Source organism: Calothrix sp. CBUCES-K 9914 (assembly GCF_059640475.1).
Genome location: NZ_JBXXZH010000014.1, coordinates 12,930 through 32,873, shown reverse-complemented (window position 1 = coordinate 32,873; position 19,944 = coordinate 12,930). Strand labels below are relative to the sequence as shown.

Here is a 19,944-nt window from a genome sequence, read left to right as displayed (position 1 = left end):
ACGTTTTGACATATTACTTTAAAATAAGTACTTCCCGTCTTTTTATACAACGGGGAGTACTTATTTATGTGTATAGTAAATTATTATTACCTTTTATTACCTGGTGTGCGTCCTCCTTCGTCATTGCTGCCACCATGTGGATGAGAGTTACCTGGGTCACATCCTTCGGCGCCGTTTCCAATACCTTGGTTACAGTGACGTTTAGGTTTTTTACCACTTTCATCGTCAGCTTCTGAAACACGCGATTCAATTTCGGTATTACTTCCTCCAGCAACATATTCAGAAGAAATATCGCTGACTTGACCTGTGCTAACTAGTGCTTTGTAAATTAATGCGCTAACTTCAGCACGGGTTGCGACTTTATTCGCATTTAGGGTTTCTATATTTGGATAGTTGACGACGATACCCCGTTCGGTAAGGGCAGCAATGGCACTCCGAACTTCACTACGAATGGTAGTAGAATCACTGTAAGCTGCGAGTATTGCTTCGGTTGAACCTGTAACTGTGTAATTCAAACCGCGCGCTATTGCTAGCATTGCTTCTAAACGTGACAAACCTTGAGTTGGTTTAAATTGATTACCAGAAGTCGTTAAAAATCCTGTTTGATAAGCTTCGCGAATAGCATTAAATGCCCAATAACGAGAAGAGACATCGCTGAAGGAAGCAATTTTGCGAACTTTTGCTTTTTCAAACGCTTGAGCAATTATCGCTGCAAATTGGGCACGAGTTACTTGTTCATCAGGACGGAAAGAACCATCGGGGAAACCTTCGATAATTTCCATTGCTGCTAGCTCGGCAATAAAATCTTTTGCCCAGTGATTTACAGATACATCTGAGAACTTGACTTGAATACCGTTAGCAACACCAACCTCACGATATTCCATCATCATTTTACTGACATCGAAAGTCGAGGCGCCGTCGTCGCTAACTTCATTTACTGCCACCAACTGACTTGGTGTAGCTTTTAATGCCGCAGCGAGGTTAGAACTAGAAGCATTGATAGATTGTCGAACTAGCGCATACTCACCTTGGGTAAAAGATGTAGGATAAACGCTGCGACTGGCAACTGCTGATAATCCTTCAACTTGGAATTGATTGACATTCACTTGCTGCAAACTGCTTAAAAAAGCAACACGTTGTTCGTTTACCTGGGTGAAATAATCATATGTTGTGCTACCTGAGTCAATGGCACCATCAAAATTGGTATCTAAACCGTAAACTGTACGAACGACTTTATAGCCACTGGGATTATTGGACAATATGAGATTGACACCAGTATTTGCTGACAAACATTCAAATTCGCTGTAGCCGATAAAGCGATTTTGAGTATCATACAATCGGACAACAATTCTATCGCCAGCTTTCAAACCCTTAACAAATTTCGCTTTTTGTTTGATTTTGTACTTATAGTCACCCAAAAAGCGTTCTTTGAGATAACCCTTACCACGTTTACCTTTCACAGAAACGCGCGCTATAACTTCTTCAAAATTACCTGACGGTTGAAGAATTGCAAGACTAAAACCGGGTTTTTTGCTTTTTACATCAACAGTTGCAGCACTAACTCTAGTACTAGACGCGATATATCGCGTCTCTACATTGCTTGCAGCATTTATATTTGTTTCGTTCTCACGACTAACCGCAGTTGTTCTAGTAGAAAGTACTTGACTACGACGTTCAACAGTATTAGTACGACTGCTTATTTGTTCGTTAACAGTTCGTGTTTTTAGAATTGTTGCAGTTACTGTCTGACTAGATTTCTCATCAATTTTGGCTATACTGCCAGATTCATCTGTACGATAAACCCAAGCTTGCGTACTACCAGCTACAACAACTTGCCAACCAGGGAGTAAAGCTTGTGAACAAACTTCATCGGACTGTAAACCCAAACAGCCATTAGACCAAGTAGTCTTTTCAGCTTTGAGAACGCGCAAAGAAGAAACTTCAACCGAAGCGCGTTGAGAAATATCTTTAAAAACAGATGCTTTTACAACTTCCGGCAAGTTATCGTCATCCTCTGCGGTTGGTTGTTCATCTGATTGTGCTATTAGTTGTGATTCTTTGATGCTGGTAGGCAACCCTGATGTTGTGTTTGCAGAAGCTATTGGTGAAACCATTGCTACATAGGCAACTGCAAAAATTACTTTGCTAAAAAAAGCCAAGAAATTTTGATTTTGGTTTTTCATCCTACACCATACCGATTAAATAAAAGTCAAAGAAGCGTAATCGCTTCCTCACCTAGTTATCCCGTATGGCACCTTAAACCAACATTTAACACAAAACCTTAAGCAATTTTCATAATTTACGTAATTACACAGAATATACTATAAGTATTGTATTTATTGTATACTATCAAAAATTAGGGTTATCACCTGAGTCATTAGAGTTAACAGAATTATCGTTCCATAAACCTAATTGTTCAGCAGCGCGCGGAGTTTTCTTTTGACCAGTACCATACACAACTTTTAAATTCCCCTTATTCTCCTCCTCTTTCCTTTGCGTCCTTTGCGTCCTTTGCGGTTCGTTTCTTCTTCTTGCTGATGTACCTTCCTCACTAGTATCTTCTGTCACCACTTCATATAATATTGCCTGCTTATTTGCCTCCTGACCCTTCCTCAACACCCGTCCTAGTCTCTGCGTATATTCACGTACAGAACCTGTTCCCGATAAAATAATAGCTATCTTTGCAGCAGGCACATCAACACCTTCATTCAACACATGGGAAGCAACCAAAGTCTTAAACTCACCTTCTTTAAACTTAGTTAAAATCTCGTGTCTTTCTTTCACTGGTGTTTGATGAGTAATCGCTGGGATTAAAAATTCATTAGAAATTTTATACACAGTATTATTATCAGCAGTGAAAATTAATATTCTATCTGGATAATGCTGTGATAATAAGTCGGTAAGAATTCTAATTTTCCCATCAGTGCCCAAAGCAATATCCTTGGCTTCGCGATGCGCTAACATTGCTTTGCGTCCAGCTTGGGAACGCGCGGAAGCCATCACAAAATTTTGCCATCCTTGAAGACTGCCCAAAGATATTTTAGATTCTTTTAAAAAATCATTGCGAATTTGCATCAATTTATTGTACCGCTCGCGTTCGTGCTGCGATAACTTAACTTTGATTTGGACGATTTCATGTTCTGCTAACGCTTTCCCTGCTAAATCCTCCGCACGTTTGCGATATACCTCCCGACCAATCAAAATATCTAAATCAGCGTGTTTCCCATCAGTACGTTCGGGAGTTGCCGATAAACCCAACCTATAAGGAGCAATCGCATACTCCGCAATGACTCGATTAAAATCAGTTGGTAAATGGTGACACTCGTCAAAAATAATCAGCGCGTACATACTTCCTAATGTTTCCGCGTGTATCGCTGCACTATCATATGTTGCCACTAATATCGGAGTTTTATCGCGCGAACCTCCTCCCAACAAACCAATATCCGCATCTGGGAACGCTGCCTTGAGATGTGCGTACCACTGATGCATTAAATCTAACGTTGGCACCACAATCAACGTTGTGCGTGGTGTTGCCTGCATTGCCATTTGCGCTAAATACGTCTTTCCTGCTGCTGTCGGTAACACCACAACGCCTTGTCTACCTGCCAACTTCCACGCTGCTAGCGCTTCACTTTGGTGCTGGTAAGGTTCCATTTCCAGACTTGCTACCAAGTCCACCTGGTAAAACGCTTTGGCATCATCGTTAAAAATAGTATTCTCCGCTTGTAGTGATTCGACAAGCGCGCGGTATTGAATCGCGGGTATACGGAATTTTTCTACCCGGTCATCCCATGTGGCAAAATCCATCCAACTTCTGCCCCTAGGTGGTGGATGCAAAATTAATGTGCCACGATCAAAAGTTAAGGTAGGGGTGCGAGCCATTTTTGGCGGTTCCCGTTGTTGTATCTGTTCTATCTATTTATTACTAATAGCGTAAAAAGCGTATGATTAACCCGCCTGATTTTGGCAAAAACAAAAACCATGATAAATTCCTCAATCAAATAATGTCCCACTGGGGAAACCTTCCCAACTTGTTTGATTCCTATAGCGCGCAGCGACAGCGATTTATGCTCAAGCGAATGCAACTGCAAGCGCAGATTATGATGATTGTTGTGCTAACGCTGATCGGTTTTTTCGTATGGATTAACAACCAAGCCACTAATAAAATAAGCGCGCTTACTATCGGAGTTGTGATTGAATTGTTCATTCTGTTTTGCTGGTTTTTCTGCCGAAACCGGATTGGGCGCCGTTATCCGCATTTAATTTTCTTGTGTTTATGCTGGTCGGTAACATGTGCAGTACAAATAGATATAGCTATATTATTCAATAATATTGAACCCCGTACAAATATGTGGATGTTAATGTTTGTCACACAAGCAACAATTATACCTGTTGCTTGGCGCCTGCATTTACTATCACAGATTGGAACAATTATTTGTTACGCATTTTTATACTTAATTTATCACCCAGTATTGAAAAATTCGCTTGCTTACTATGTTGAACAAGGACTTTATTTATTCTGGACTTGTATAATTTGTAATATTTCAGTAATTTTATACGAGCAATTACGTAAAAATGAATATGACGCACGTACAGAAATGGAAGCAGCACAGCAGAAATCGGAGCGGTTGCTATTGAATATCTTACCGGAGATGATAGCGAGTCAGCTTAAACAAGAACAAACGACAATAGCAGATAGTTTTGGTTCCTGCTCAGTGTTATTTGCGGATATTGTCGGATTTACAGAACTTTCTAGTTTTACCTCACCAGCAGAGTTAGTTGAGTTATTAAATGAAATATTCTCAATGTTCGATAAACTAGTTGAACAACACGGAGTTGAGAAAATAAAAACAATTGGTGATGCTTATATGGCTGTTGCTGGTTTACCAATTCAACGTCACGACCATGCAGAATCCATAGCAGATATGGCGTTAGATATGCAGCTAGCTATACAAAAATTTAATCAAAAAAACAATTCTTCATGTTCTATTCGTATTGGAATCAGCACAGGTCCCGTTGTTGCTGGTGTGATTGGTTTAAAGAAATTTGCCTACGACTTGTGGGGAGATACAGTAAATACCGCAAGTCGCATGGAATCACATGGTATTCCTGGATGCATCCAAGTTTGTGAAGGAACTTATGAATGTTTAAAAGATAAATATGTATTTGAAAACAGAGGTGTAATTAAAGTTAAGGGGAAGGGGGAGATGATGACTTATTTGTTGAAGGGGAAGTTAGAATTCATAATTCATAATTCAGGAGTTAGGAGTAATTAATCTGGACGTAGGTTGGGTGCAACGCAGCAAAACCCAACATTTGTATATTAATCGTGTGATAGAGGCGGGTTTAGATGAATATTCGTTTGTCATTGATCATGGTTGGATAACCGCCCCTACATATCGGCTCCAATCTAAAATAGTAATCGGGGACAAATTACCCTTACCCCTTTCCCTTTGCCCTTTCCCCCTCTTTTTAATGAAGCTACCACTGACTCGACAGATTAATCTTGGTTTAGGGCTGACGCTGCTGTTGGTGATTTTTAATGCAGCGCTTTCCTATCGCAATACTTTGAAAGTAGTCAATAACGAACGGTCGGTTGCTCAAACGCATGAGGTAATTAGTGAGCTTGAAAAAACTCTGTCTACGCTTAAAGACGCGGAAACTGGGCAACGTGGTTATTTACTCACGGGTGATGACCGTTATTTAGAACCTTATAAAAATGCTATCAATACAGTTAATCAGCAAATTGGTAGTTTGCAGCAGCTAACTCGCGACAACGTTAAACAGCAACAGCAGATTGTTGATTTAAAGAAGTCTGTAGATACAAAGTTAACTGAGCTTGAAAGTACTATCGATATCAAACAGACTCAAGGGCAAGAAGCTGCTTTACAAGTAGTGCGAAGCAATAGAGGTAAGCTGATTATGGATAAAATCCGGCGCCAGATAGCTGATATGCAGATGGAAGAAAAGAAACTGTTGCAACTACGTAATGCTGAGTCTAAAGCTAGTATTGATAGTAGCTTAGTATCTTTAGTAATAGCCAACAGCGTAAATATACTAGGAGTTGGAATTATTTATTACTTATTTCGTCGTGATAGAATTCTTCGCCATCAAGAGCAAACTAAGCTTTTGCAGCTTTTTCAGCAGTTGCAGCAAGAGCGTAATCGCTTGGAAACAATGATGCAACAATTACCTGTAGGCGCCGTAATTGCAGATGCTGAAGGAAAACTGATTCTTGGTAACAAGCAAGCAGAAAAGATTTTAGGACATGCACTTGTTACGACAGAAAATATTGATGATTATAGTAAGTACAAGGCTTTACATCCAGATGGACGACGTTATCAAACTCATGAGTATCCAGTAGTTCGCTCGTTGACGACAGGGGAATGTGTTGTAGATGAAGAATTTAGGTATCCTCAACCCGATGGTAGCGAGCGAATTGTTTATATTAGCTCTACACCTGTTCGTGAGTCAGAAAAAATTATTGCTGCGGTTGCAACGTTTTATGATGTTACCCAGTTAAAAACAACTGAAGCAGAATTACGCAGCAGCGACGAGAAATTTCGCCAGCTAGCAGAAAATATTCATGAAGTTTTTTGGATTTTTGACCCAAGAAACACTCAGTTAATTTATCTCAGTCCAGCATATGAGACAATTTGGGGACGCACGGTTGAAAGTCTACGAAATAATCCTATGGAATGGAGTCAGGCTATTCATCCAGATGATAAACAGCGTCATGCAGAACTACACCGAGAAAATATACATCGTGGCACCTTAAATATAGAGTACCGGATAATTCGTCCTGATGGTCAAGTACGCTGGATTCAAGACCGAGGTTTTCCGGTTCGTAATGAAGAAGGAGAAATTTACCGAATTGCTGGGGTAGCAGAAGATGTTACCGAACGCAAGCGCAAAGAGGCAGAAATTCAGCAGCTTAACGAGACATTAGAGCAACGAGTTCAAGAACGCACTTTACAACTAAAAGAAGTAAATGCCGAAATGGAGGCTTTTGCTTATTCAATATCTCACGATTTACGCGCGCCTTTACGAACGATGCAGGGTTTTGCTCAAGCTTTGGAAGAAGACTACGGTGATCAACTCGACGAAATAGCGCAGGAATATATTCAATATATAACCGAAGGTGCCGTTCAAATGGATACCTTAATCGCCGACTTGTTATCATACAGTCGTTTAACGCGCGCTCAAATTGAACTACAAGAAGTAGATTTAAACAGCATCGTTGAAGAAGCATTAAAACAACTAGGCGCCCAAATTCAACAACAACATGCTGTAATTACAGTGGATACTCTACCAAAAGTAATAACTCACCGCTCTACCTTAGTTCAAGTGGTGACAAATCTAGTTAGTAATGCTATCAAATTTGTAGAACCATCAATACAGCCAAAAGTACATATTTATGCGCGCGAGCAGCAAAACTCAGTATATTTATGGGTTGAAGACAACGGTATCGGTATTGCACCTCAACACCAAGAACGAATTTTTCGAGTTTTTGAACGCTTACACGGTGCAGAGTCCTACCCTGGTACGGGTATTGGTTTAGCTATTGTTCGCAAAGCAATCGAACGTATGGGTGGCCAAGTTGGGGTAGAATCACAAATTAGTAGTGGCAGCAGATTTTGGATTAAATTGACCAAAAGGTAGGGTGCGTGACGCTATAACAATTCTTAAACGAAGCTAATTATCTAGTAGCGTCACGCACCTTACGAGTTACAAGTTAGGAGTTAGGAGTCAAACTAAAGAAATGCTCCATGTCTTAGTTATTGACGATAATAAAGCAGACCGCGCGTTGGTAATTCGAGAACTAAAGCGCGAATTTGCTCAAATTGAGGTTCAAGAAATTGTTGACGAAAAGGAATTAGCTACTGCTTTGACTGCAAAACAATTCAATGCCGTTATTACTGATTATGAACTACGTTGGACTACTGGGCTTGATATTTTAAGAACTGTTAAACATTTGTACCCTTACTGCCCTGTAATCATGTTTACTGGTACAGGTAGCGAAGAAATTGCGGTTGAAGCGATGAAGTCTGGGCTAGATGATTATATTCTGAAATCGCAATCTAAGTATATTAAATTAGCAGTAGCATTACATGTTGCGATTGAACGCTTAGAAAATCGGCGCTCTTCTGAGTTATTAGAAATTCACTTGCGTAGATTACTTAATCAGTTACAGGTAGGAACATTTAGGGCAAACGCTAATGGAAATTACATTGAAAGCAATACAGTTTTTCTCAAATTGCTAGGTATAGATAATTTAACACAATTACAAACTAGAGATATACTGAACATTTGCGAATACTACTCAATCTTGGAAAAGCTACCAGAACCGCAGCAAGAATTGGAACTTGAATTGCAACGTGATGATAGCACACCTATTTGGGTAACTTTGAGTATAACTCTGAATGAGATTGATGGACAAAAGGTACTTGATGGCTTGATTAAAGATATTACAGCACGTAAACAAGTTCAAATTGAAAGACAACAGCTAAACTTTATTTTAGAACAGCGCGTAATTGAACGTACTGCTGAACTCGAAGCTACAAATCGCGCGTTAGATGAAACAAATAAAAAGTTAGTCATGGTAAACCAAGATTTAGAAACGTTTACTTACTCGGTTTCCCATGACTTGCGTTCACCACTACGCGCGATTCAAGGATTTGGTACAATACTCCAAAATCAGAGACTTGAGCCAGAGCGTCAACAAGAATATCTACAGCGTATTATTACTAGCATACAGTCTGCTACCAGACTTATTGATGATTTATTAATGTACAGCCGTATTAGTCGTAGCGAGTTACCATTAAGACTTATTGATTTGTCTTGTGTAGTCGCAGAAGTCTTAATACAGCTAGAACCAACGATACAGCAGCGACAAGCAACAGTACAAGTCGAAGAACCTTTGCCTGATGTTATCGGCAACTATACTATTCTAATTCAAGTTATTTCTAACTTGGTAAGTAACGCAGTAAAATTCGTTGCTCCTGAAGTTAAACCAGTCGTGCAAATACGTGCAGAACACACTTATGATAAAATACGTCTCTGGATAGAGGATAATGGTATTGGAATTCCTCAGAAATATCAGGAGCGTATATTCACTGTATTTACGCGCTTACATAGTAATGAGGAATATCCCGGTACTGGTATTGGTCTAGCTATCGTCCGTAAAGGCGCCGAGCGTCTAAATGCCCTTGTTGGTGTAGAATCACACCCAGGACAAGGTAGTCGATTTTGGATCGAATTTAGTGCTGAGTGCTGAGTGCTGAGTGCTGAGTGCTGAGTGCTGAGTGCTGAGTTCTGAGTTCTGAGTTCTGAGTGCTGAGTAATATTCCTAATTCCTAACTTATAACTCCTAACTTATAAAAATGAGTAGTCAAGATACTATACTATTGGTAGAAGACAATCGTAAAGATGTTTTGCTAATGCAACGTGCGGTTCGTAAAGCCGGAATTGTTAACCCGCTGCAAATCGTTAATGATGGTGATGCGGCGGTACTATATTTATCTAGACAGGCGCCTTATGATGACCGTAACATATACCCCCTACCTGTGCTAATTTTACTCGATTTAAAACTACCACGTCGGTCAGGGGCTGAAGTTTTAATGTGGTTACGGCAACAACCTGGACTAAAGCGTGTACCTGTTGTTGTTCTGACCGCTTCTCAAGAATATATAGATATTAACAACGTTTACGATTTAGGTGTAAATGCTTATATCGTTAAACCTGTTGCCTTTAATGATTTAGTGGAAATTGTTAAAACTCTTAACCTACACTGGATGGTTTTTAATGAGAAACCACAACTCTCTATATAAATAGCAGAGAAACGTGATATATCACGTCTTTACAAAGTTAGAATGGTATTGCTGCTATGTGTATGTTGCCGTGTCTGACTCTCTATCATTGCGCGATAAATATCTGGCTTTAATTTCGGAAATAGTAGAAGCCACATTAAAGGGTAAAATTAGTTCTGTTGAGCAGGTTTACCAAATGCTGCTCAAGGGAGTTAGTGTTGATACAGGGGAAGTTTTTGAGATGCTGTTGGCAGAGCAAGTTAGTTCCACTCAGCTTTCCGTTGACTCTCTTAAGGACGAACTCAAAAAAGCCAAACTTACTCGTAGTCTACGCGCGATGAAGACTATTCAAACACAATGGCAGCGTGCGGAGGAACAAAACAAAGCGAGTGCAGTCACAGCGTCGGCAATTCGAGAAATTATCACAGCAGAACCAGATAAACAGCTAAGTGTATTTTTACGCACGGTTGACCCAAATCAAAAGCAACCATTAAACATTCAGCAAATTCAACAGTTAGCAAAGTCTTTACAACAATACGCCCAAGCAGATTCTAATTTACAACAAATATATGATGGAGTCAATCGTGGCATTGGATCATGGCAGCGTATCCAAGATAACTTAGTTAGCTGGATGTATGAACGGCAAGAAACAATGGGGTTTGGTGGGGCGCCTGGTGATAGTGGTCCTTGGGCAACTTGGGCAAAACACGTTAAAAGCGAAATACCCCAAGCGTTATTTAAAACTTTGGCTTCAGAAAAATCAGCAATCGAATTTGCCGAACAGCAACGCGCGCTTCAATTAAGCGATTGGGTAGAGTTAGCTATAGTCTTACAATATATTCAACGTGGGTTAGTTCACTGGTTCGACCAACAACCTTATAACGTAAAGGCAGGTTCCAAACTTTCGATATCAACGTTTTTGACTTTTGCGGTAATTTGGAGTTTGCTGGCAAATGGTTTTCAGAATATTTCCAAAATATACACTGATGGCTGTTGGCAAATTATGCTACAAATATTACGTACTTTCTCACAACGCCAGTATTTTCCATTATATGGAGGCATTTTTGCATCGTTTTCTGGTAATTATTTACGCGATGCATTAGATTATTTAGACGAACCGCTACGTAATGCCGAGGGAACGCAAGAAAAAGCGAGAATTTTAACATTACTTGGATATTCACAACGCGCGATGGGTCAAAACCAGCGTGCAAAAGGTTTTCATATTGAAGCGTTGGAGATAGCTCGTTTTTCGGGTGATAGAATTTGTGAAATTGCAAACCTTAACCATCTTAGCCGTTCTTGTGTTGAAGAGAAAGATTATAGCGAAGCCATAAATTACAGTCAGCGCGCGTTAATACTGAGTCGGCAAGCAGGTGATAAAGTAGGGGAAGAAAACGCGCTAGTTAATTTAGGTTACAGCGAAGTCATGAACGCACAGCAAGAAGACGCTCTTGCAGATAGTTATGAAATGCCGATTAATTATTTACAGCAAGGTTTAAAATTATCTGAGCAACTCGGTGATATACAGGGTAAAGCTTTATGTTTGAGTAGTTTGGGGATAGCGTATCAAGTTATTGGGGAGTTGCAACTTGCAGTCACAAATTTAGAAGCAGGGTTTCAAGCAGCACAATTAGCAGGAGATTTATATTTACAGGGTTTAAATTTATCGCACTTAGCTGCAACTAATTATAGCCTTGCCAATTTTGAACGTGCGGTGTATACTGCCTCATTGGCAATGTACTTGTTAAATCAAATTGCATCGCGCGAGTGGCATAAACCTGCATCTTTGCTAACTCGACTACAATCACAATTAGGTGAGAATAATTTTCAACAAGCGTTAGAACAAAGCCGTCCTAGAATTATTGCGGTTATCGGTGTAGATGGTTACGATTATTTGCCGCAATTATTAGAAGATTATAAACGGGAATTGTAATTACCCATACCACACACCCCATACCCCATACCCTCAAGGGTGGGGCTATACGAACAAAGCCCGCCTTCGCGGGCTAAGATAAAAGGATGTAAATTATTCTTGTAGAATGGGTGCCTTGCATGTTTCTACATAATAGAAATATATGTTGTTAAAAATAACGGGAAAACGATAAATGAATATATCATTAACACCAGACCTGGAGCAATTTATTGAAAATCAAATAAATAGCGGTAAGTGTGCTTCTTATGAAGAAGTTATCAAAGCCGCGTTACAGAAAGCAGTGATGAGTAAGTCTAAAGTAGTATTAACGATTATCATTATTTATTTAAACATCAATCTTGAACTAGTCGGCGCCTAACAAAGTAAACTACTATAATTTAATCTGATTATATAAAGCAGTTTGTATATAAAATTACTTTTATATTAATTATTACACTGTATGACAACACTTACAAACTACTACCAACGAATAAAAGATAAATTAAAGTCTCAGCTTCAGCCAAATATGGCGCCTGAAGTTGCGGTCAAGGTTATTCAACGTGAAATAGACGCGCTTACCGATATTAACAGCGAGTATATGCAGAGCTTGACTCCACCTCAAGCAAGACTCGCACGCACGATGTTACAATCTTTGAGCCAGTATACAAGTGTTTTATTACTAGTCAAACCCCAGATAGATGATAATATACAACAACAGCCAAATTTGACAGAATTAACAGCAAAGTTAGTATCTCCAATCAAAGATGCAATTACGGCGCCTAATTATAAGCTTCGGTTGATGCAAAAAGCAGAGCAAAGTCGAGAATTTCTTAGTAGTTTACTAGCTGGGGGGTTAGCGGGAGTTCTTGAAGGTGGATGGTATTGGGGACTTATAGGCGCCGCAATAGGTGGTATAACTGGAGGTGCAATAGCACAGGTTATTAAGCCGTCTAAAGATAAAGAGAATCAAGTTTTAGAAGTAAGTCAAATCGAAGTAAGTAATGTAAGTATAGATATAGATAAGTTACTAAATTATCTTTATCAAGCTTTACAGTCAATTGATATTACAGTTGCAGGTTATCGAAACGAGGATAAAATACCATCTGAGGGTATAGAGAATAATCTCGATTTATTAGAGTATCTCCAAGATTTAATGGCTGATGGACTCGATGATAACATTCAGTTACCTGTAACTGTAAGGCGCCGTATTGAGCAAGCAGCTAGTGTATTAAGGCATCATGGTATTGAAGCGCTTACTTACAAGCCAAGTGTAGACCAAGATATGTTTTATTTTGAACCAAGTTTGGATGGGTCGGCTAGTGATTATATTACGCTTAAACACGCTTTGGTGAAAGATAACCGTGTTTTATTACCTGGTTACGTTATTGAACCAAATAAGTGCTGAGTAATAATTAACTTCGTACTCAGCACTCAGAACTCAGCACTCAGCACTCAGCACTCAGTACTATTTGATATTATGGAAGATTATCTAAATACTAAAATTATTGGTTTCGACTTAGGTCATGGTGAAACATCACTGACCTGGGTCAGCGCAAATAACCAAGATACTCCCCAAAGTTTACTAATCAACAACCGCAAAAGTCAAATCACCGCTATCGCGAACCACCCAACGCGCGGTACTCTTATTGGTGATATGGCTTTTCAAATTTCTGATGCCAATACTTTTGATATTGCGTTCAAAAGTAGACGGTTCGATGACAAGGAGTATCAGAAGACTATTCAAGATTTTGTAAAAGCTATCTATGACCACTTAATTTCTACCACACAAATTCAAACCTCCGATACAAACTACTTCTTTATCGGTTGTCCTTCGGGATGGTGGCAAGAAGAAATTAATACGTATAAGCAGCTTTTATGTGAGATTTTACCCAATTCTAACATTGTTAAAGAATCCCGTGCGGCTTTGATGCACGCGAAAGAAAGCGGTATCTTTACTATTCAAGAGCTGCAAAAATCTGTATTGATTATCGATATTGGTTCTTCGACTACCGATTATACCCTCGTTAAGGGTATGGCTGATACTCCTATTGACTTTGGATACGATTTAGGCGCCTTGCTTATCGATAAAGAAATATTACAATTAACTCTAGAACTGCACCGTCAATACCGTCAAGGAAATGAAAAAATCGTTCATCTTGCCGACCATTTAAATGAAAGTGAAATTTTACAGCTAGAAGAAGTTGAACAGCTAGAAGCGATATTTCAACAACATCCTATATATAGGAACCGTTGCGAGTTACGCTGTCGCAAAGCCAAAGAAGAATATTTTAACTTTTTTCAACTACACGAAGATAGCTTCGTGAATGTTGGTAGCGAAGATATTCAGCGTAGGTATAAATTTATGCCTTTGGTCAATGGCAAAATAATGGATATTATTCTAAATAAACCTTTGGCTAAATTAGATAATAAAAGTTGGCGCCAAGCTTTCACTGACCAGCTATTAACAGTACAGAAAAAATTATCTGAATTAGATATTGAACCAAGCGCGATACTACTTACAGGTAGTGCATCTAAAATGTACTTTGTTTTAGACACTTGTCAAGAGGTGTTTCCCCAACTTTCTTGTAAACGTGACGGGGAACCTGAACTGAGTATCGCTAGAGGACTCGCACGTTGGGGAAGGGTGTATCTTCGTACATCTGGCTTTGTTAAAGAAATAAGTCAATTTCTTGACAATGAGCTTACAAGTATTGTAGGAAACTACATACCTACATTTTTAGATAAACTTGCAGAAGAACTTGCAACTGGTTTAGTCAATGAAGTTATTACAACAAGTATTAAAGACTGGCGCCAGCGTAAGATTAGCACATTAAAAGCACTCGAAGCGGATATTGAACAAAAAGCGAAAGCTTGGTTAGCAGGAAGTGAAGGAAATCAGAAAGTCACAAATTGCCTGGTAGACTGGTTATCAACAGTGCAAAATGAGGTTCGCGAACAAACTGATGCAATTTCTCGTAAATATAACTTGCCTTTAGGTACATTAAATGCTAGAGAGATAAACTTGAGTGACCAAACCGAGAAAGTGTCAACATCGGTATCATTTGAGGACTTAACAGGACTTTCGGTATTTATGGGACACTTAGTTGGCTTAATAGTCGGCGCCGTTTTAGCAGGATTATTCCATATATTGGTATTTGCGGGAATATTGGCGCCTATCTTAGGAATAGTCGCATACTTTGCTGGAGAATCTTTGGTTAAAGAAACTGATATTCCAGGTTGGGTACGAAATTTTGTGTCAGACGCGCGTATTAGTAATTTAGCGACAACCAAGAAACCAGAGCTACAGCAAAAAATCCATGAAACCCTAACAAAAGACCCCACCATTGCAATTAAATTAGCCAAAGCTATAAGCGAATGGTTAAAAGAAAGCGTTCAAGAACAAGCAGACAAAGCAAGGTTATTAATAGCTTAAAATAAACTCTTGTGGAGCAGGCATCCCTGCCTCCCCTAAACGTCTTCTTAACGACTCTCCCTTGTAACAATACTTTATTTAATTATCGAATTCTGGAGCTAAAGCACAGACTTGTAGTCATGCACCAGCACGAGCTATGGCAATACTGCTCGGTTAAGAACTAAAATCCCCCCAACTCGGTTAGGGGCAGGGCTGATTCATTCTAAAAAGAAAAATTGCTATTGCCCTTTGTGTTCTACCCTTTGGGAAAACCTTCGGTTTATGTGTCTTTGTGGTTCTTTAAAGAAATAAACCACAAAGGGCACAAAGGGCACAAAGAAAAGACGGGAGTTACGTGTAATTTCGTAGCAAATTTCAACTGAACTTAATTTCCTTCCAAGAATGAATCAGTAGAGCTATGGTGCGTCAAAGCACATGATTTTTTGTTTTATTGAAGACCGTAATAGCTTTGACGCACCCTACGTAGCGTTTACACTAATATAACTGGCGCCGTGAATAGACAAGTAAGGCACCAGTACTATCACTAAAACTTAGTATCTATAAACGCCAAAGCTCTTTAAATACATTAATTAAACTTTCTTGTCGTTTTTCAATTACTTCTGGTCTCCATTCTTTTTCTGTCAAAACCTGAGTAGTCAGCGCAAAGGGAGAAACACCAGATTTTGTTTTAAAATATTTCTCTTTTTTAGTCTCAAAATCATAATTTTTTGCCTCACTATTTTTATAGTAAGGTAGTAATACTAAATTTCCTAAACGATGGACATATTTTTCATGCTCTTCTTTACTCGGAAACCATTTAAGCCATTCACTGTCAGATGCTAGATTTTGTGGCAACACATGCTCTACAGTGATAGTAGAATACTTGTACTCAGCTTCTGCGCGCGATAATGCTGCATCTAAACGTAATAAAACATACAACCGAATTTTCCTCATCAAATAGAGTTCAGAATTAAAAATTCTTAATATGTTATCTTTTTCTAATTGCTGTAACTGTAGTGGTGAACCAGGTGTATACAAATCCGTCCCTGATTCAATAGCTTTAAGTAATTTACTATAACGCTCGACTCTTTCATATATATTGTACCTTTGAATCATCAAACCTGATGCAAGACGGTCTAAATCGGTAAAGAAGCGTAACAACAGTTCGGGTTTATGGTAATTTTGCGAGAGAAATAAAATTGCAGGTGGTATCCAATCGGAATTATCTATCCAAGATAACCATTGAAAACTTTGGTTAACTTTTGCTTCTAATATATCGCTTTTATAAGATTGATTTTTAATATCATAAAATGCGTTAGCTAGTGGGATAAGAATTTTATCAATGAATTCGCGAGGGTATTGGGTAGGGGATGGATTGACATCTTTGTAAAATTCCTTAAGAATACTTTGAGTAGGTTTACTTTTAACGTGAATCATTTTAATATGAGAGAAGAGACTTTTAAATTCTTCTCTGCCTAGCTTTTCTTCGGCTTCTTCCCATTTCAAGCTATATAGATCTTGTTTATCCGCATCAATTTTACCAAGAATTTCTGACTTAAAAATATCTGCATGTGATAAATCTAGCCCACGATTGTTGATAACTGAGAAAATACGGTAAGCAGAATCAATATCTGGAGTTTGCACAACGACTAAAAAGCAGCATCTTAAGATAAACTTAGTTAAACTTTGCAATTTATCTTGATTAAATTCTTGTAAGATTTCTTTGACCAAAAGAGTATTGTGTTTTAGATTTTTACGACTTTCAGAAAGACCTGAATCAAGTAATGATTCTAGTTTAGCTATACCACCTTTATTTTGAATATACTCTTTAAAAAATGCAGCGTCTCTTTCACGTAAAGTCAGACGATAAATAGTAGATTCAGCATCCAGAAAAAAATCTGGTTCTTGGTATATATATGGAGTTATTTTGTCTTTATAGTCAGGAGATACTAATTCTCTTAGAACAGATATGATTATAGTTAACGTAGTTAAACGTTGCTGCCCATCAATAACCTTTGAATCTGGCTTATCATCCTTTATTAGTACAATACTTCCTAAAAAGTAAGGATTTATTTCATCAATATTTTCTGAACCTTCTTCTAAGGCTGTAATCAAATCGTTTAGTAGTTCTCCGGCTTGTTCTTTTCCCCAAGCGTAAGGACGCTGATACATCGGAATGGTAAAGGTAAAGTCATCTTTAAATACTTTATGCAGAGGATATTCAGATGCTTGAATTTTGACAGGAGTCATAAATATTTGATGTTTAAGATTACATACTTATTCTTCCCATTTTTTACACAAAATCTCCAATGCGCTCACAATATAATTATTATATCACATTTTATACTTTTAATATACTCTCAAATAATCCTTTAAGAGATGTTGCTGAAGTTGCATAAAAAGCAGAAGCCTGGAAAAGATTCAAACAAAATATTGATGCTGACCGCCCTGAAGGACAAAAACTATATTCTTAATCTTAATGTGTTGAGAACTGCGCTTGCTTTTGGCGAAATAGCTGTAAATGATATTAGGAAATGGCGCCCGTCAACATCAGATTTTTTTACCACCTTGGCATACAGGTATTTCTCTTCTATAGTCAGGGAAGCATCAATTAATAACTTGAGTTTAAGATTACTAAAAAGTTTTAATTCTTGTGAAACTTGCAGTTGCGCGCCTTTTTCTGATAGACCAATTAATTCACCTTCAAATACTGTGTCAAGGACGTGTTTTCCCTGCAAAACTGTGTACTCTACAGCTACTTTTTGATTTAAGCTGATGATTACCTCATTCTCTTGAGGCAGGAATAGGTTATATTCAGCCCCAATGCCGTTAATTTCATAAATTGTTATAGGTTCTTTCATTCCTTTGGGTTCTATTTCTTGTTTTCCGACAATCTGGAGGTCAATATTGGCATCTTTTCGGGTATTTTCGGAAATCAAAATCTGTCCCCCCACGGTATAAGTTTCGATTCGCGCAGCCAAATTGACATGACTGCCGATGACGGTATATTGAGCGCGTTTTTGAGAACCAATATTTCCTGCCACGACCTCACCTGTATTGATACCAATTCCCATTTCGAGGATTGGTAAATTCATTCGCTTATTTTGTTCGTTAACTTGCTGCATTGCCAATTGCATCCCTACAGCACAGGCGATTGCTCTAGTAGAATCATCTTTACGATTAATCGGCGCCCCAAACATTACAAAAATGCCATCACCCATAAAGTCACTAATCGTGCCTTTATATTGATTAATAACATCTGTCATTGCTCCTAAATAAAGATTTAAGACCTTTACTACTTGCTCAGGTGGCAATTGCTCAGAAATAGCGGAGAATCCTCTTAAATCAGATACAAGAACTGTGACTTTTTTCCGTTCTCCTCCCAGCTTTAAACCAGAAGGAGTTTCCAGTATATTGGCGACTATTTCGTCAGTTAGATAACGACCAAGGGTTTTTCGCATCTCAGTAGCGCTTTGGGCAATATACTGAGTTACAGCAATCGCCGCTCCTCCTAATGCCAGCAGGGAAGGTACAACGGGAATCCACCAACCAGCAAGAAACGCTACAAAGCTGGCGCCAAATAAACAACCCCCCGTTAGGAAAACGCTGACAACCATGAGGTTTTTCTGTTTATTGTTATGGCGTTGTACCCAGGACAGAGTAGCACCAATGATTGACCAGCCCAAAATCAATAGCCATTCTAGCTGCTCAGGTAAGCATTTTATTAGTGGACGATTATCCAAAGCCGCACTTAAAATTTGGCTAATTAAATTAGCGTGAATTGTCACACCCGCCATGCGTTCTGGGGAAGTAAACATATTACTGGTGTAAGGTGTGTAAAATAAGTCCTTCAAACTCTCAGCAGTTGCACCAATTAATACGACCTTGCCCCGCATTAAGTCTTTTGGGATGTGGTCTTCTTGCACGTTTGTGAGGGAAACTCTGGTAAACTGCTCTATTCGTCCTCGGTAGTTTAACAGCACTTGGTAGCTGCCAGCATTTGCTCGGACGTAACCCCCATCATTTGCTTCAAAAATAGGAAAAACACCCCGACCTAATTGCAAGTAATTAGAGTTATTTTTTGCTGGTTGCTCGGTAATACCTTGAGCTTTTAAGTATAATAATGCCAGTTTCAACCCAAAGCTTTCAAGAGTCTCCTCCTTATTTAAGTTTAAGTACAACAATCCGCGCCGAATTTTACCATCCCCATCTAAAGGTAAATCATTGGCGCCAATTTGCTGACGTTGTTTCAGCGCTGGAGGTGCATCAACCGCAGAACTATCGATACTATCAGAGATTTTTTGCACTCCAATCAAATTGGGAGTAGACTCAAACACCTTAAGTAGCTCTTGATGACCAGGGTTGACGGGTAAGTCACGGTAGATATCTAAACCGATCGCTCTAGGTTGCTGCTGTTTGATTTTGTTTAGCAAGCTAGCAAGTGACTCATCAGACATGGGCCATTGACCTTGTTTACGGATATCTGCCTCATTAATATCAACTATGAGAATGCGGGTATCAAGTGGTTCTGGTGGTCGGAGGATAAAAAATTGATCCAACGCTGCCAATTCCAACAATTGCAGTAATCCTGTTAAGCGTAGTGCAATCACCAGGAGTGTAACATTGGGAACTGCAAATAAAATACCCCGCCATTGCCAAATTTGCGGTTTCAGCTTTGCCCACATAGTGCCTACATTATATTTATTAAATTTAGTGGTCTGTGTAATTTATTTTTGGGGATTAAGAAAATGGACTACAAAGGACGCAAAGAAAGAATTATTAAGAGATGACCCACCAAATTTAATGACATA

Annotated in this window: 12 protein-coding genes; 8 read left to right on the top strand and 4 right to left on the bottom strand. The window is 38.9% G+C overall.

Features of this window, described 5'->3' with window-relative positions:
• Nucleotides 1-86: 86 nt before the first annotated feature.
• Nucleotides 87-2,183, bottom strand: a complete 2,097-nt coding sequence (locus AC2JBO_RS04990) for an S-layer homology domain-containing protein (protein ID WP_496952527.1) — start codon at nt 2,181-2,183, stop codon at nt 87-89.
• Between the two features lie 166 nt (nt 2,184-2,349).
• Nucleotides 2,350-3,882 carry a DEAD/DEAH box helicase family protein gene (locus AC2JBO_RS04985; protein WP_496952526.1) on the bottom strand — a complete coding sequence of 511 codons (1,533 nt, stop codon included), beginning with the start codon at nt 3,880-3,882 and terminating at the stop codon, nt 2,350-2,352.
• 62 nt (nt 3,883-3,944) lie between these two features.
• On the opposite strand from AC2JBO_RS04985, the gene AC2JBO_RS04980 reads away from it, so the two are divergent.
• The 8 genes from AC2JBO_RS04980 to AC2JBO_RS04945 all read left to right on the top strand — a co-directional run bounded on the left by AC2JBO_RS04980 (nt 3,945) and on the right by AC2JBO_RS04945 (nt 15,154).
• Nucleotides 3,945-5,276, top strand: a complete 1,332-nt coding sequence (locus tag AC2JBO_RS04980; RefSeq protein ID WP_496952525.1) for an adenylate/guanylate cyclase domain-containing protein — start codon at nt 3,945-3,947, stop codon at nt 5,274-5,276.
• Between the two features lie 199 nt (nt 5,277-5,475).
• Nucleotides 5,476-7,662, top strand: a complete 2,187-nt coding sequence (locus AC2JBO_RS04975; RefSeq protein ID WP_496952524.1) for a CHASE3 domain-containing protein — start codon at nt 5,476-5,478, stop codon at nt 7,660-7,662.
• Nucleotides 7,663-7,762: 100 nt separating this feature from the next.
• Nucleotides 7,763-9,277 (top strand): sensor histidine kinase, encoded by a 1,515-nt coding sequence (locus tag AC2JBO_RS04970; protein ID WP_496952523.1) that lies wholly within the window; start codon nt 7,763-7,765, stop codon nt 9,275-9,277.
• 106 nt (nt 9,278-9,383) lie between these two features.
• Nucleotides 9,384-9,830 (top strand): response regulator, encoded by a 447-nt coding sequence (locus AC2JBO_RS04965; RefSeq protein ID WP_496952522.1) that lies wholly within the window; start codon nt 9,384-9,386, stop codon nt 9,828-9,830.
• A 70-nt stretch (nt 9,831-9,900) separates the two neighbouring features.
• Nucleotides 9,901-11,742 (top strand): tetratricopeptide repeat protein, encoded by a 1,842-nt coding sequence (locus AC2JBO_RS04960; protein ID WP_496952521.1) that lies wholly within the window; start codon nt 9,901-9,903, stop codon nt 11,740-11,742.
• Nucleotides 11,743-11,914: 172 nt separating this feature from the next.
• On the top strand, nt 11,915-12,100 hold the full coding sequence (locus AC2JBO_RS04955; RefSeq protein ID WP_496952520.1) for a ribbon-helix-helix domain-containing protein: 186 nt from the start codon (nt 11,915-11,917) through the stop codon (nt 12,098-12,100).
• 81 nt (nt 12,101-12,181) lie between these two features.
• Nucleotides 12,182-13,126: a hypothetical protein gene (locus tag AC2JBO_RS04950; protein WP_496952519.1), complete on the top strand. Its 945-nt coding sequence runs from the start codon at nt 12,182-12,184 to the stop codon at nt 13,124-13,126.
• A gap of 72 nt (nt 13,127-13,198) precedes the next feature.
• The gene (locus AC2JBO_RS04945) at nt 13,199-15,154 is read left to right on the top strand and encodes an Hsp70 family protein (protein ID WP_496952518.1); all 1,956 of its coding nucleotides are present in this window, start codon (nt 13,199-13,201) and stop codon (nt 15,152-15,154) included.
• Nucleotides 15,155-15,691: 537 nt separating this feature from the next.
• Here the strand turns inward: AC2JBO_RS04945 and AC2JBO_RS04940 are convergent.
• Nucleotides 15,692-17,383, bottom strand: a complete 1,692-nt coding sequence (locus tag AC2JBO_RS04940; RefSeq protein ID WP_496952517.1) for a DUF262 domain-containing protein — start codon at nt 17,381-17,383, stop codon at nt 15,692-15,694.
• A gap of 212 nt (nt 17,384-17,595) precedes the next feature.
• On the bottom strand, nt 17,596-19,818 hold the full coding sequence (locus tag AC2JBO_RS04935; protein WP_496952516.1) for a CHASE2 domain-containing protein: 2,223 nt from the start codon (nt 19,816-19,818) through the stop codon (nt 17,596-17,598).
• Between the last annotated feature and the right edge of the window lie 126 nt (nt 19,819-19,944).